Annotated in this window: 9 protein-coding genes and 1 pseudogene; 5 read left to right on the forward strand and 5 right to left on the reverse strand. The window is 71.2% G+C overall.

Translation table 11 applies throughout. The features are described from left to right. Positions 1–4: 4 nt before the first annotated feature. The 3 genes from mfd to SSQG_RS15790 all read right to left on the reverse strand — a co-directional run bounded on the left by mfd (position 5) and on the right by SSQG_RS15790 (position 7,264). On the reverse strand, positions 5–3,538 hold the full coding sequence (mfd, locus tag SSQG_RS15780) for a transcription-repair coupling factor (protein WP_003990786.1): 3,534 nt from the start codon (positions 3,536–3,538) through the stop codon (positions 5–7). A 361-nt stretch (positions 3,539–3,899) separates the two neighbouring features. Then, positions 3,900–6,479: an ABC transporter permease gene (locus tag SSQG_RS15785; RefSeq protein ID WP_039932829.1), complete on the reverse strand. Its 2,580-nt coding sequence runs from the start codon at positions 6,477–6,479 to the stop codon at positions 3,900–3,902. Next, positions 6,476–7,264: an ABC transporter ATP-binding protein gene (locus tag SSQG_RS15790; protein WP_003990788.1), complete on the reverse strand. Its 789-nt coding sequence runs from the start codon at positions 7,262–7,264 to the stop codon at positions 6,476–6,478. The genes SSQG_RS15785 and SSQG_RS15790 overlap by 4 nt, the downstream gene beginning before the upstream one ends. Before the next feature lie 385 nt (positions 7,265–7,649). Here SSQG_RS15790 and SSQG_RS15795 point away from each other — a divergent pair, with 385 nt between their 5' ends. The 5 genes from SSQG_RS15795 to SSQG_RS43685 all read left to right on the forward strand — a co-directional run bounded on the left by SSQG_RS15795 (position 7,650) and on the right by SSQG_RS43685 (position 12,719). After that, positions 7,650–9,143: an MFS transporter gene (locus SSQG_RS15795; protein WP_003990789.1), complete on the forward strand. Its 1,494-nt coding sequence runs from the start codon at positions 7,650–7,652 to the stop codon at positions 9,141–9,143. 20 nt (positions 9,144–9,163) lie between these two features. Further along, positions 9,164–9,679 (forward strand): GNAT family N-acetyltransferase, encoded by a 516-nt coding sequence (locus SSQG_RS15800; RefSeq protein ID WP_003990790.1) that lies wholly within the window; start codon positions 9,164–9,166, stop codon positions 9,677–9,679. Positions 9,680–9,848: 169 nt separating this feature from the next. Further along, a complete protein-coding gene (locus tag SSQG_RS15805; RefSeq protein ID WP_003990791.1) occupies positions 9,849–10,316 on the forward strand; it encodes a DUF485 domain-containing protein in 468 nt (155 codons plus the stop codon). Continuing rightward, on the forward strand, positions 10,313–11,926 hold the full coding sequence (locus tag SSQG_RS15810; RefSeq protein WP_003990792.1) for a cation acetate symporter: 1,614 nt from the start codon (positions 10,313–10,315) through the stop codon (positions 11,924–11,926). The genes SSQG_RS15805 and SSQG_RS15810 overlap by 4 nt, the downstream gene beginning before the upstream one ends. Before the next feature lie 157 nt (positions 11,927–12,083). After that, entirely contained in the window at positions 12,084–12,719 is a 636-nt protein-coding gene (locus SSQG_RS43685) for a hypothetical protein (protein ID WP_039932831.1), read from the forward strand. 350 nt (positions 12,720–13,069) lie between these two features. Here the strand turns inward: SSQG_RS43685 and SSQG_RS15820 are convergent, their stop codons facing one another. Together SSQG_RS15820 and SSQG_RS15825 are read right to left on the reverse strand one after the other, a co-directional pair. Continuing rightward, positions 13,070–13,531, reverse strand: a complete 462-nt coding sequence (locus SSQG_RS15820) for a carboxymuconolactone decarboxylase family protein (RefSeq protein ID WP_003990794.1) — start codon at positions 13,529–13,531, stop codon at positions 13,070–13,072. Positions 13,532–13,739: 208 nt separating this feature from the next. Further along, a pseudogene (locus SSQG_RS15825) lies at positions 13,740–14,691 on the reverse strand (SUKH-4 family immunity protein); the annotation flags it as partial.

Consider the following 14,691-nt stretch of genomic DNA (forward strand, 5'->3'; position numbering starts at 1 on the left):
ACCCTCAGGAACCCAGCACCGACGTCAGGAACTCCCCGACCCACGCCAGCAACTCCCGCCCGACCAGCGGCTTCCCGCCCACCTTCGCGGTCTTCGGGCGCGGCACCAGCACCTGGTGGACCGCGGGCTTGATGACGACCCCGGGGTACAGCCGCTTGACCCGCAGCTCCTGCGACTCGCGCAACTCCACCGGCGCGAAGCGGATGTTGTTGCCCTGGAGCACGATCTCGCCGACGCCGCAGGAGCGCGCGAACATCCGCAGGCCGGCCACGAGCAGCAGGTTCTCCACCGGTTCGGGCAACTTGCCGTAGCGGTCGACGAGTTCCTCGCGTACGGCCTTGATGTCCTCCTCCGAGTTGGCGGAGGCGATGGCGCGGTACGCCTGGAGCCGGAGGCGCTCGCCCGGCGCGTAGTCGTGCGGGACGTGCGCGTCGACGGGCAGCTCGATCTTGACCTCGAGCGGCGGCTCCTCCTCGATCTCACCGGTCTCCAGCTGGCGCCGGTAGTCGGCCACGGCCTCGCCGACCATCCGCACGTACAGGTCGAAGCCGACCCCCGCGATGTGGCCGGACTGCTCGCCGCCGAGCAGGTTGCCCGCGCCGCGGATCTCCAGGTCCTTCATCGCCACGTACATGCCCGCGCCCATCTCCGTGTGCTGGGCGATGGTGGCGAGCCGTTCGTGCGCGGTCTCGGTCAGCGGCTTCTCGGGCGGGTAGAGGAAGTACGCGTACCCGCGCTCGCGGCCCCGGCCCACCCGGCCGCGCAGCTGGTGCAGCTGGGAGAGGCCGAAGTTGTCGCCGCGCTCCACGATGAGGGTGTTCGCGTTGGAGATGTCGATGCCGGACTCCACGATCGTCGTGGACACCAGCACGTCGAACTTCTTCTCCCAGAAGTCGACGACGACCTGCTCCAGCGCCTGCTCCGACATCTGCCCGTGCGCGGTGGCGATGCGCGCCTCGGGGACGATCTCGCGCAGCCGGGCCGCGGCCCGGTCGATCGACTCGACCCGGTTGTGGATGTAGAAGACCTGGCCCTCGCGCAGCAGTTCGCGGCGGATGGCCGCGCCGATCTGCTTCTCCTCGTACGGGCCGACGAAGGTCAGCACCGGGTGCCGTTCCTCCGGCGGTGTCGTGATCGTCGACATCTCGCGGATGCCGGTCACCGCCATCTCCAGCGTCCTGGGGATCGGGGTGGCGGACATGGTCAGCACGTCGACGTTGGCCCGGAGCTTCTTCAGCTGCTCCTTGTGCTCGACGCCGAAGCGCTGCTCCTCGTCGACGATGACGAGGCCCAGGTCCTTGAACTTCGTCTCGGACGAGAACAGGCGGTGCGTGCCGATGACGATGTCGACCGAGCCCTCGCGCAGGCCCTCCAGGACCGCCTTGGCCTCGGTGTCGGTCTGGAAGCGGGACAGGGCCCGCACATTGACCGGGAACTGCGCGTACCGCTCGCTGAACGTCCCGAAGTGCTGTTGCACCAGCAGGGTCGTGGGGACGAGGACGGCCACCTGCTTGCCGTCCTGGACGGCCTTGAAGGCGGCCCGGACCGCGATCTCGGTCTTGCCGTAGCCGACGTCGCCGCAGATCAGGCGGTCCATGGGGACCGTCTTCTCCATGTCTTCCTTGACCTCGGCGATGGTGGTGAGCTGGTCGGGCGTCTCCGCGTAGGGGAAGGCGTCCTCCAGTTCGCGCTGCCAGGGGGTGTCGGCCCCGAAGGCGTGCCCGGGGGCGGCCATGCGCGCGCTGTACAGCTTGATGAGGTCGGCGGCGATCTCCTTGACCGCCTTCTTCGCGCGGGCCTTCGTCTTCGTCCAGTCGGCGCCGCCCAGGCGGTGCAGGGTGGGGGCCTCGCCGCCGACGTACTTGGTGATCTGCTCCAGCTGGTCGGTGGGGATGTAGAGGCGGTCGCCGGGCTGGCCGCGCTTGGCGGGGGCGTACTCGACGACCAGGTACTCGCGGGTGGCGCCCTGCACGACGCGCTGCACCATCTCGATGTAGCGGCCCACGCCGTGCTGCTCGTGGACGATGTAGTCGCCCGCCTCCAGGGTGAGCGGGTCGATGGTCTTGCGGCGGCGGGCCGGCATCCGGGCGCCCTCGCGGCCGGACGCCTTCTGCCCCGACAGGTCGGTCTCGGTGAGGACGGCGAGCCTGAGGGCCGTGTCGACGAAGCCGTGGTCGATCGAGCCGCACGCCACGTGCACGACGGACGGGGAGATCTCGGCGAGGTCGGAGTCGAGGCGGGCCGCGATGCCCTCGCCGCCCAGTACCTCGACCGTACGGGCGGCCGGGCCGTGGCCCTCCGTCACGAACACCGTGCGCCAGCCGTCGGCGAGCCAGCCCTTGGTGTCGGCGAGGGCCTTGGCGGTGTCGCCGCGGTAGGTCTCCGGGGCGTGCATGCCCAGCTTCAGGGTGTCCTTGTCGAGATCCTCGTCCGCGGCGAACGGCGACACGGACCACCACATCATGTCCAGCTCGCGGGCCCGGTCGCGGACGTCCGCGATGGACCACAGGGAGGCCGCGCCGACGTCGATGGGCGCCTCGCCGCCGCCGGCGGTGGCCGCCCAGGAGGCCTGGAGGAACTCCTGGGACGTGGCCACGAGGTCCGACGCGCGCGTGCGGACCCGCTCCGGGTCGCAGACGACGGCCATGGCGCCCTTGGGCAGCACGTCGAGCAGCAGCTCCATGTCGTCGACGAGGACCGGCGCGAGGGACTCCATGCCCTCCACGGCGATCCCCTCGGCGATCTTGCCGAGGAGTTCGCCCAGCTCGGGGTGTTGTTCGGCCAGGGCCCGCGCACGCGCGCGGACGTCCTCGGTGAGCAGCAGTTCGCGGCACGGCGGCGCCCACAGGCCGTGCTCGGCGACTTCGAGGGAGCGCTGGTCGGCGACCTTGAAGTAGCGGATCTCCTCGACGTCGTCGCCCCAGAACTCGACGCGCAGGGGGTGTTCCTCGGTGGGCGGGAAGACGTCGAGGATGCCACCGCGGACGGCGAACTCGCCGCGCTTCTCGACCAGTTCCACGCGCGCGTACGCCGCGGCCGCCAGGGCGTCGACGATCTCCTCCAGGTCGGCGCTCTGCCCTGTCCTCAGGGAGACCGGTTCGAGGTCGCCGAGGCCCTTGACCTGCGGCTGGAGCACGGACCGTACGGGCGCCACGACGACGGAGACCGGGCCGGTCTCGGGGTCGTCGGGGCGAGGGTGCGCCAGGCGGCGCAGCACGGCCAGGCGGCGGCCCACGGTGTCGCTGCGGGGGCTGAGCCGCTCGTGCGGAAGCGTCTCCCAGGACGGGTACTCCACGACCTCCTCCGGCGGGAGGAGGGAGCGCAGGGCGGCGGCCAGGTCCTCCGCCTCGCGGCCCGTCGCCGTCACGGCCAGCACCGGGCGGCCCGTGTCACGGGCGAGGCCGGCGACCGCGAAGGGGCGGGCGGCAGGGGGGCCGACCAGGTCGACGTGCATGCGGTTGCCGTCTGCGGCTGCCTCGATCGCTTCCGCGAGGGCGGCGTCCTTGACTACGGCGTCGAGCAGACCGTGCAAGCTCATGGGGGCTTTTTCCGTCCAGGGGTGGGCAACACGACGGGCCCGACGCGCGCCGCGGGCCGGGGGTCTCCAGCGTACGACGATGCGGGGCTGAGCGGTGGGGCTGTGGATGACGCCCGTTCCCGCCGAGGCCGACCGAGTACGCCGTCGCGGGCACGGCCGGCGGGTACGTGGTCCTGGAGCGGCTCACCGCCGCCTAGGGGGCCCGCACCGCTTCGCCCGGGTGTCCGCGCCGCGTCCCGCAGGTGCCCCGCACCGCTTCGCGCACGCGCGGAACCCGCCCCGGAGGCGATACCTCCGGGGCGGGTCCGTCCCCCGCAACCCCCGTGTGCGGTGGTCCTCGGCCGGCTGACCGGCCTGGCGGCTATTCGGTCGCGATCGCGTTCAGGACGTTCATCCGGCCCGCCCGGAACGCCGGGATCAGTGCCGCGAACAGTCCGACGAACGCCGAGCCGATGAAGACGCCGATGATGGTCGGCCAGGGAATCTCCAGCACTCCCAGGCCCTCCAGGGCGAGCAGCTGCTGTGCGGTGGCACCCCAGCCCATGCCCAGTCCGAGGCCCAGGAGGGCACCGAAGAGGGCGATGACGACGGACTCCATGCGGATCATGCGGCGCAGCTGGCGGCGGGAGAGGCCGATCGCCCGCATCAGGCCGATCTCCCGGGTGCGCTCCACCACAGACAGGGCCAGCGTGTTCACCACGCCCAGGATGGCGACGATGATCGCCAGGGCCAGCAGACCGTAGATCATGTTGAGCAGCTGGCCGATCTGGTCCTTCAGGGCGTCCTTGTAGTCGGTCTGGTCGCGCACGGTGTACTGCGGGTAGTCGTGCAGCGCCGACTTCAGGGACTTGTAGGCGGCGTCCTGCTGTCCCTCCTCGGCGGTGGCGAAGAGCAGCGTGTCCAGCGGCATCTTGTCGGCGGGGACGTACTTGGCCATCGTCGAGATGGACGTGTACATCGCGCCCGCGTCGATCACGACGTCACTGCTGGTGATCGCCCGGACGGTGAGGTCGGCCGTACGGCCGTCCTTGAAGGCCACCTTGATCTTGGAGCCGAGGCTGATGCCGTGGTCCTTGGCGAACTTCTCGTGCACGGACATCGAGTCGGGCTTGTAGGCGTCGGGGAGCTTGCCGGCGACGGTCTCGGTGCGCAGGTCCGTCGCGTAGGACGGGTCGGCCGCCGTGATCGCCGTGTCCTTGAGCGTCTTGCCGTCGGGGGTGGTGAAGTCGGCCTTGCTCCACTTGTACTCGGTGACCCGCTCCACGTCCTTCGCCGACTTAGCGGCCTTGACGGCCTGCGGGGTGATCAGCTGGCCGCTGTCGGACTGGAGGATGAAGTCCGTGCCGACGGTCTTGTCGAGCTGGTCGGTGGCGGACGCCACCATGGAGGAGCCGACCACGGACAGGCACGCCACGAGGGCGAGGCCGATCATCAGCGCGGCGCCGGTCGCGCCGGTGCGGCGCGGGTTGCGCAGGGCGTTGCGCTCGGCCATGCGGCCGACGGGGCCGAACATGCGCAGCAGGACGGCGCCCAGGACGCGGACCACACCACCGGCGAGCAGCGGGCCGATGACGACGAACCCGATCAGCGACAGGACCACGCCGAGGCCGAGCCACAGCGAGCCCTCCTTGGCCTTGTCGGCCGCCGCCGCCAGGTACAGGCCGAAGCCGCCTGCGCCGGTGAGGACGGTGCCGATCACGCCGCGGATCCAGCTGGACTTGGCGTCCGCGGGGGCTCCCGCGTCGCGCAGCGCGGCCATCGGGGAGATCTTGCCGGCGCGCCGGGCGGGCAGGTAGGCGGCCAGGACGGTGACGACCACGCCGAGGACGAGGCCGACCGCCGGGGTCGTCCAGGCCACGGTCAGGTCGTCGGTGGACAGTTCCATGCCCATCTGGCCCATGAGCTTCATCAGGCCGACGGCGAGGCCGACACCGGCGCCCACGCCGAGCACGGATCCGACGAGGCCGAGCAGCAGCGCCTCGGCCAGGACCGAGCGGTTGACCTGCTTGCGGGAGGAGCCGATCGCCCGCATCAGGCCGATCTCCCTGGTGCGCTGGGCGACCAGCATGGAGAAGGTGTTGATGATCAGGAAGATGCCGACGAGAAAGGCGATCCCGGCGAAGCCGAGCATCGCGTACTTCATGACGTTCATGAAGCCCTCGACGTCCTTCTGGTTGGCGTCGGCGGTCTCCTTGGCGGTCTGCACCTGGACGTCGCCGCCGAGCGCGGCCTTGACGTTCTTCTTCAGCTGGTCGTCGCTGACGCCGGAGGCCGCGGTGACGTTGACGTTGGTGTAGACGCCGGTCTCGCCGACCAGGGTCTGCTGGGCGGTCTTCGTGTCGAGGTAGAAGATCGCGGCGCCGGGGTTGGTGACGGTGAAGTCGGCGATGCCGGAGATCTTCGCCTCGTGGGTGCCGACCGCGCTGATCACGCCGATCTCGTCGCCGAGCTTCAGGTCGTGCTTGTCGGCGGTGTCGGCGTCGACCATGATCTGGTCGGGGCCCTTGGGCGCCGCACCGGAGGTGATCTTCATGGTGCGGGCGTCGTTGCCGTTCCAGCTGCCGACGATGGTCGGGGCGCCGCTGGAGGGCGAAAGGTTGTCCTTGTCGGCGTCGACGACCGTCACCGACGTCGAGAACACCGTGCCCTCGGCGGACTTCACGCCCTGCGCCTTGCGGACCTCGCCGAGCACGGAGGCCGGCATGACCGGCGGCTTGCCGTTGTCGGAGGTCGTCTCGCCGCTGTCGGAGGCGCCCTTGCCGCTCACCGTCACGTCCGAGGACGTGGCCGCGAAGAGCTTGTCGAACGTGGTCGACATGGTGTCCGTGAAGACGAGCGTCCCGCAGACGAAGGCCACCGAGAGCAGGACGGCGATCGCGGAGAGCGCCATGCGTCCCTTGTGCGCGAAGAAGTTGCGCAGGGAGGTCTTCATGACGGTCATGACGTACGCCCCCGCGCGTCGAAGTCCTTCATGCGGTCCAGGACGGCGTCCGCGGTCGGCTTGTACATCTCGTCGACGATGCGGCCGTCGGCGAGGTACAGCACACGGTCCGCGTAGGAGGCGGCGACCGGGTCGTGGGTGACCATCACGATGGTCTGGCCCAGCTCGTCGACCGAGCGGCGCAGGAAGCCGAGCACCTCGGCGCCCGCGCGCGAGTCGAGGTTTCCGGTCGGCTCGTCCCCGAAGATGATCTCGGGCCGGGCCGCCAGGGCCCGCGCCACGGCGACGCGCTGCTGCTGGCCGCCGGAGAGCTGGGTGGGCCGGTGCTTGAGCCGCTCGGCGAGCCCGACGGTCTCCACGACCCGCGCCAGCCACTGCTTGTCGGGCTTGCGGCCCGCGATGTCCATGGGCAGCGTGATGTTCTCTATCGCGTTCAGCGTGGGCAGCAGGTTGAACGCCTGGAAGATGAACCCGATGCGGTCCCGGCGCAGTCGGGTGAGCTTCTTGTCCTTAAGGCCGGTGATCTCGGTGTCGTCGAGGTAGATCTGACCGCCGGTGACGGTGTCGAGTCCGGCGAGGCAGTGCATGAGCGTGGACTTGCCGGACCCGGAGGGGCCCATGATCGCGGTGAACTGGCCGCGTGCGATGTCCACGTCGACGTGGTCGAGGGCGACGACACGGGTCTCACCGGACCCGTACGCCTTCACGACCTGCCGCGCCCGCGCGGCAACGGCCGTACGCCCTCCAGTACCCCCGTGCCTGGGAATGGTCACAGCCGATGTCACGGTATGTCTCCTATGTCGGTCAGCAGATGGTGCAGTGCCTCAAGTCTTCCGGCGGGGAGGGGTCCCGCGCCCTGGTGCTCAGCGCAGTCTTTTCCTGTGGAAAACCCCACCCCCGCCGGTGTGTGAAACCGCCCCCCAGCGGCGTAAAGCCAGGTTAAGGACGGGCCCCCGGGCGTCTCGTCCTCCGCCGGTACGAACCCTCCCCAGGTCGTAGTGCGGAGGTACCCCTAGGGGCAGTCCACCGAAGGGTGGAGACCCTCTCAGGGTTCGCTCCACCCCACGGCCCATTCAGGCTCCACCCTCCCGCGACGTCAGGGTCAAGTGGGAAGCTGTCCGGCGGCAGATAGGTGCAAGGGGCAGTCAGAACCGAGGGAAGGGTTCCGGGGTGGGCAGCACCAGACCGGCGACACATGAGGCGGCGCGTCCCGCCACGACCGGACGGCGCGGAGCCGTGGTCGCCGCCCTGATGCTCTCGATGGCGCTGGCGGCGCTCGACGCCACCATCGTCTCCACCGCCGTCCCCCAGATCGTCGGGGACCTCGGCGGCTTCTCCGTCTTCTCCTGGCTGTTCTCCGGCTACCTGCTGGCCGTCACCGTCACGCTGCCCGTCTACGGCAAGCTCTCCGACACCTTCGGCCGCAAGCCGGTCCTGGTCGCGGGCTCGGTGCTCTTCCTGCTGGGCTCACTGCTGTGCGCGCTGGCCTGGAACATGGAGGCGCTCATCGCGTTCCGCATCGTGCAGGGCCTGGGCGGCGGCGCCCTCCAGGGAACCGTGCAGACGCTCGCCGCCGACCTCTACCCGCTGAAGGACCGCCCCAAGATCCAGTCCAAGCTGTCCACCGTGTGGGCGGTGTCCGCGGTCGCCGGCCCGGGTCTCGGCGGGGTGCTCGCCGCATACGCGGACTGGCGCTGGATCTTCCTGGTCAACCTGCCGATCGGCGCGGTCGCCCTGTGGCTGATCGTCCGTCACCTGCACGAGCCGCAGCGGGAGAAGGGCGCGCACGCGCGCGTGGACTGGGCGGGCGCGCTCGCGGTGTTCGCCTGCGGCGGCGTCCTGCTCACGGCCCTGGTGCAGGGCGGGGTGGCGTGGCCGTGGCTGTCGGCGCCCTCACTCGCCCTGTTCGCCACGGGACTTGCCCTGGTCGCGGTCGTGGTGCTGGTGGAGCGCCGGGCGGCGGAGCCGATCATCCCGGGCTGGGTGTGGCGGCGCCGGACGATCGCCGCGGTCAATCTGGCCCTGGGCGCGCTGGGGCTGCTGATGGTCGCGCCGACGGTCTTCCTGCCCACCTACGCCCAGTCGGTGCTGGGCCTCGCGCCCGTGGCGGCCGGATTCGTGCTCTCCGTATGGACGTTGAGCTGGCCCATATCGGCGGCGCTCAGTCAGCACGTGTACCGGCGGATCGGCTTCCGCAACACCGCGATGCTGGGCATCGGAGCGGCCGCGCTGATCCTGTTCGCCTTCCTTTTCCTGCCGTATCCAGGTCAGGCGTGGCAGCCGGCGCTGCTGATGCTGCTGCTCGGCGCCGCGCTGGGGCTGTTCCAGTTGCCGCTCATCGTCGGTGTGCAGTCGACGGTGGGCTGGGCCGAGCGCGGTACGACGACGGCGTCCGTGCTGTTCTGCCGGCAGACGGGCCAGACGATCGGCGCGGCGGTCTTCGGGGCGGTCGCCAACGGGGTGCTGGCCGCCAGGCTCGGTGGCGCGAGCGACCTCGACTCGGTGACCTGGGCGCTGGACTCGGGCACCGCCCCGGAGGTGACCCGGCGGGCCATCGCCGACGCGGTGCACGCGGTCTACCTGGGCGCCTCGTGCGCGGCGGCGCTGGCGTTCCTGGTGCTGCTGTTCCTGGCGCCCCGGAAATTCCCGGTCCTCAAGGACTGACGGTACGTATCCTCCCGCGCATGGTGACGTTGGAGCCTCTCCGGGCGGATCACGCGGACGCGCTGCTGGCCTTCGAGTGGGCGAACCGGGCGTACTTCGCCCGCACGGTGCCGGACCGCGGGGACGCCTACTTCACGGCGGCGGGCTTCGCCGAACGCCACCGGGCGCTCCTCGCGGAGCAGCACGCGGGTGTGTGCCGCTTCCATGTCGTCCTCGGGAAGGAGGGCGAACTGATCGGCCGGGTGAACCTGATGGACCTGGTGGACGGCGGCGCCGAACTGGGCTACCGCATCGGCGAACGCGCGGCGGGCCGGGGCGTGGCGACGGCGGCCGTCGCGCAGGTGTGCCGGCTGGCCGCCACCGACTACGGGCTGACGTCCCTCACCGCGGTCACGACTCTGGACAATCCGGCGTCCATGAGGGTCCTGGCCCGCAACGGCTTCACCCGTGTCGGGGACACGACCGTCGGCGGCCGTCCCGGGGTCCGCCACATACGCCGACCTCTCGACTTCAGGGCCGGGCGCTCGTCGGCGTGACATGTCGGGCAGGTAACACCCGAGGTCGGAAGGGTAAGCGCATACCGACCAATCAGTTTGGTGAAACCCTCGCGCAGCCCCGGTGCTCCGAAGTAACGTGCGTGGCCGCCCGCCCCCATCTCCCTGCGGTCCGCCGCACCGGATCCGACCCCGCGCAAGGAGCACCGGGATGTCCTACGACCCCCCGCCCTCCCACCCATACCGACCACCCGGTTCCTCGCCTTCCTACGACACCTACCCCTGGGTGCCGCAACAGGAGCCCCCATACCCCTGGGTGCCGCAACAGGAGCCCGAACCGGCGGCCGGAAGGCGTCCCCAGCGCCGCCCCGCCCTCGGGCACCACAGCGACCTGCGGGTCCTGCGCAGCGCCTACCGCTGGCAGCGGCGTGTGGCCACGCTCACGGCGCTCGGATATTTCATCCTGTTCCTGGTGCTGTCCGCGTTCGCGCCGTCCTTCATGACGAGCACCGTCACCGACGGCCTGCCCACCGGCCTGCTGCTCGCGCTCGTCCAGGTCCCCGTCACCTGGCTGGCGATCGCCCTGTACGAGCAGACGGCCCGCCGCCGTGTCGACCCGATCGCGGAGCGGATACGCAAGCAGGCCGAGCTGGACGCCAGACGGGAGGGGGCACGGTGACCACCGAGTTCAGCGGCAACGCCCAGGCGATGTCCCTGGTCGGCTTCTCCGCCGTCGCCACGATCACGCTGCTGTTGTGCGTGATGACGGGCCCGGACCGGGACGACCTCGACGAGTTCTACACCGGCTACAGCTCCCTGTCCGCCATGCGCAACGGCCTGGCCATCGCCGGTGACTACATCTCCGCCGCGACCGTCCTCGGCACCGGCGGCGTGATCGCCCTGTTCGGCTACGACGGGACCGTCCTGGCCCTGAGCACGGCCCTGTCGCTGATGCTGCTGATGTTCCTGCTGGCCGAACCGCTGCGCAACGCGGGCCGGTTCACCATGGGCGACGCGCTGACCCGCCGTTTGCCGGGACGCGCCGTCCGGATCGCGGCCTGCGCGGTGACCCTGGCGGCGCTGGTGCCGCTGATGGTGGTGCAGTTGGCGGGGACCGGGCAGCTGATGGCGTTCGTCCTCGGCTTCTCCGGCGAGTCGCTGCAGACCGGCTGCATCATCGGCGTGGGCGCGCTGATGATCAGCTACGCGGCGATCGGCGGCATGAAGGGCACCGCCCTCATCCAGATCCTGAAGATCGTGATGCTGCTCGGTTCCGGCATCGTCGTCGCCGTACTGATCCTGAACCGCTTCGACTGGAATCCGGGGGCCCTGTTCGACGCGGCCGCCGACCACAGCGGCGTGGGCCCGGCGTTCCTCTCCTCGGGCCTGCAGTTCGCCGGCGGACCCAGCCCCCGCCTGGACATGATCACCACACAGCTGACGGTGGTCCTCGGCGGTGGCGTCCTGCCACACGTCACCATGCGCATGTACACGGCCTCCAGCGCCCGGCAGGTACGGCGTTCCATGTCCTGGGCGGTGTCCGGCGTGGCCCTGTTCGTCCTCGTCATCACGGTCGTCGGCTTCGGCGCGACGGCCCTGGTCGGGCGGGCGGTGATCGCGCAGGTCGACCCGCGGGGCAACACGGCCTATCTGCTGGGCTCCCAGGCGGCGTTCGGCGCGGACGTCTCGACGGCGGAGACGTTCCTGTTCACGACCGTCACCACGGCCGTCTTCCTCACGCTGCTCGCCTCCGTCGCCGGGATGATCCTCGCCTGCGCCAACTCCCTCGCGCACGACGTGTTCGCCGCCCGGGTGCAGGAGATGTCACCGCGCCGCGAGATGACGCTGGCCCGGATCTCGGCGCTGGCGGTGGGCCTCCCGGCGATCCTCCTGGCCACACAGGTCCAGCACCGCAGTCTGCAGCCCCTGGTGACGCTGTCGTTCTGCCTGGGCGCCTCGGCCATCGCACCCGCCCTGGTCTACAGCCTCTTCTGGCGCCGCTACACCCGCACGGGCCTGCTCAGCACCCTCATCGGCGGTTCCCTGGCCGTCCTGCTGCTGATGCCGGGCACCAACCTGGTGTCCGGCTCGCCCCTGTCGGCGTTCCCCGACGCCGACTTCAACTGGTTCCCGTTCACCACCACGGGCCTGGTCACCATCCCCCTGGGCTTCGCCTTCGGCTGGCTGGGCACGCTGGTCTCCGGCCGTCACCAGTCGGAGGAACAGCGCCACCAGTACGAGGCGGTGGAGGCCTCGATCCTCGCGGGAGCGACACGCGAGGACCGCTGACAGCGGCCCCGCCCCGGCCACAGCCACAGCCACAGCAGCGGAACGGGCACAGGGACGGCACGGCAGCCCAGAACGCGCCGTGCCGTACCGCCGGGCGGGACCGCACCCGCACCGCGGGTCAGTCCGCCGACTGCCCCGCCCATGCCGCCAGGTTGGCGTGGACGCGGTCGATGTGTGCCCGCACCACCTCCGCGTGCCGGGTGTGCTCGCGGAGCACCCGGTCCGTCTCCTGGTCGACGGACTCCGCGCGCTCACGGGCCTCGGCGACCAGTACCTCGGCACGGGCCTGCGCCTCCTCCTGCCGGACCGGGCTGAGATCTGGGCGTCGGCGAAGGCCTGTTCCGCCTCGGCCAGCGCCGCCTCGGCGCGCTCCACCGCCTCCGCGTGCCGCGCGTCCAGTTCCGCCGCCCGGGCCTCCTCCTCCCGCTCCACCTCGGCCCACCGCTCGGCGCGTTCCTTGTCCTGCTCGGCCAGCCGCCCGGACGTACGCAGCCGCACCTCCCGCAAGGCGGCCAGCGCCTCGCCCCGCTGCTCCTTCGCCTCGCCGCGGGCCGAGCCGAGGATCTCGTCGGCCTCGGCACGCGCCGCGAGCAGCCGGTGCCGGGCCCGGTCGTCGGCCTCGGCGCGCACGGTGTCGGCCTGCGCCTGCGCGGACTCGCGCACGTCGGCCGCGGACGTCCGCGCCTCGTTCACGAGTTGCCACGCCTCCTGCCGCGCCCGCTCCCGTACGGCGGCGGCCTCCTCCTGGCCGAGTTCGAAGAGCCGCCGGGCCCCCTCGCCGAGCGACTCGTAGGTCTGCGGCGCCAGTCCCGCCACGACCTCCCGCAGTTCCTCCAGCTCCGTGCCCATCTGCCGGGCGAGCACCGTCAGCCGGGCGGCCCGCTCCCAGGCCGCGTCGCGCCCCGCCGAGAGGGCGCCGACGTACTCGTCGACTTGCTGGGGACGGTAGCCGCGTCCCCGCACGGCCACGAAGCCGTGCGGGGACACCGATGCGCTGCTCATCCGGGGACCCCTCTCCACCACACCGACACGAAACCGAGTACGAAACGGGATGATTTCGCACATCTTGGTGGATCAGGGGGAAGTGTTCATAACGCGACACTCCGCACCGGGGTAACGGCCCACGGCCGGGCCGCACCGCCGTCACCCCCAGGTGGTACCCGCGGGCTCCTGGACGGTCGTGTTGATGCGGTTGAACATGTTGGTGACCGCGACGGTCAGGATCAGCGCCGAGAGCTCCTTCTCGTCGAAGTGGTCGGCCACCTCGTCCCACAGCGCGTCCGGCACCGACTCCCCCGACAGGTCCGACAGCCGCGTCATCGCCTCCGCCAGCTTCAGCGCGGCCCGCTCGGCCTCCGAGAAGAACGGTGCGTGCCGCCAGGCCGCGACGGCCGCGATGCGCTCCTCACTCGCCCCCGCCTTGCGGAGATTGGCGACGTGCCCGTGCACACAGGCGCCACAGCCGTTGATCTGACTGGCCCGCAGCGCGACGATCTCCGCCACGTCCTGCCGCAGCCCGCCCTCCCCGATGGCCTGGAAAAGGGTGCCGATGCCCTTCATCGCACCGGGAAGGACGTACGCCGGGTTGGTCATTCGTGCCTGCATGGTCTCTGCCTCCTGCGTCGGCGGTGATGCGCTGATGCGCTGTCACCGCACTGACGGAGCGACGGAGGGAGATGTGACAGCCCGGCCCGAAGAACCTGGAAAAAATCTCCGGAGACCCCTCCACCGCCTTCCCGGCACGAAGAAAGCCGGGCCCGGTCGCCCTACCAGCGACCGAACCCGGCTCTCCGAACACCTCAGCGAAGGTGCGTCACAGCAGTCCGTCCCACATCTGCTCCAGCAGCACCGACCACCAGCTCTCCGGCGATCCCAGCGCCGCCGGGTCCAGCGCGGCCAGCTGCGCCTGGAAGTCGACGGTCCAACGACCCGCCTGCTCCTGGTTCAGCCCGAACCGCAGCCGCCACATCCGCCCCAGCAGCGCCAGGCACCGCGCGAACTCCGGCAGACCCGTGTTCACGAACTGCGGCGGCACGGGCGCCCCGCCGGGCCCCGCCTCCACCGGCACCGCGACGATGTTCGCCGTGCCGTACTGCACACAGATCGCCTTGCCGAAGTCACTGCCCATCACCAGGTACGACCCCGCGTCCGGCGCCGGCTGCACACCACGCTCGGCCGCCAGCTCCGCCAGCGTCGGAACGGGCCGCCCCGGCTGGGCCTGCGCCCAGAAGAACGGACCCATGTCCACCGGCAGACCGGCCACCACCAGCGTGTGCGCCACGACCGGCGGCACACCCTGCCGGGACACGGCGGCCTGCTCGAACCGGAACACCCCCGGCCCGAACGCGGCACCCAGCTCCTGCGCGACGGCCTCCGGCGGAACCGGCGGCACCCCCTGCACCGGCGGCAACGGCGCCCGCACCGGAGCCGGACGCGCCGGACCGTCCGCCACCTGATGCAACTCGCCCTGGTGGGCCAGCAGTTGCTGCATGCCCTGCTGCCGGCTCGCATGGTCCGTGCCGTACGGCGCGATGCTCGTGATCCGCGCCTGCGGCCACTGCTCCCGGATCATCCGCGCGCAGTACGCACCCGGCAGCTCGCACGACTCCAGCTCGGTGTGCAGCTCCAGCACCTGGCCCGGGGGCACGTTCATGGCCCGCAGCTCGTGGAAGATCTGCCACTCCGGGTGCGGCGTACCGGGCGCCGAACGCCGGATCAACTGCTGCTCCGACCCGTCTCGTGCGCGCGGTAGCGCAGCACGGCCT

This window comes from Streptomyces viridochromogenes DSM 40736 (assembly GCF_000158955.1).
GTDB classification, from domain to species: domain Bacteria; phylum Actinomycetota; class Actinomycetes; order Streptomycetales; family Streptomycetaceae; genus Streptomyces; species Streptomyces venetus.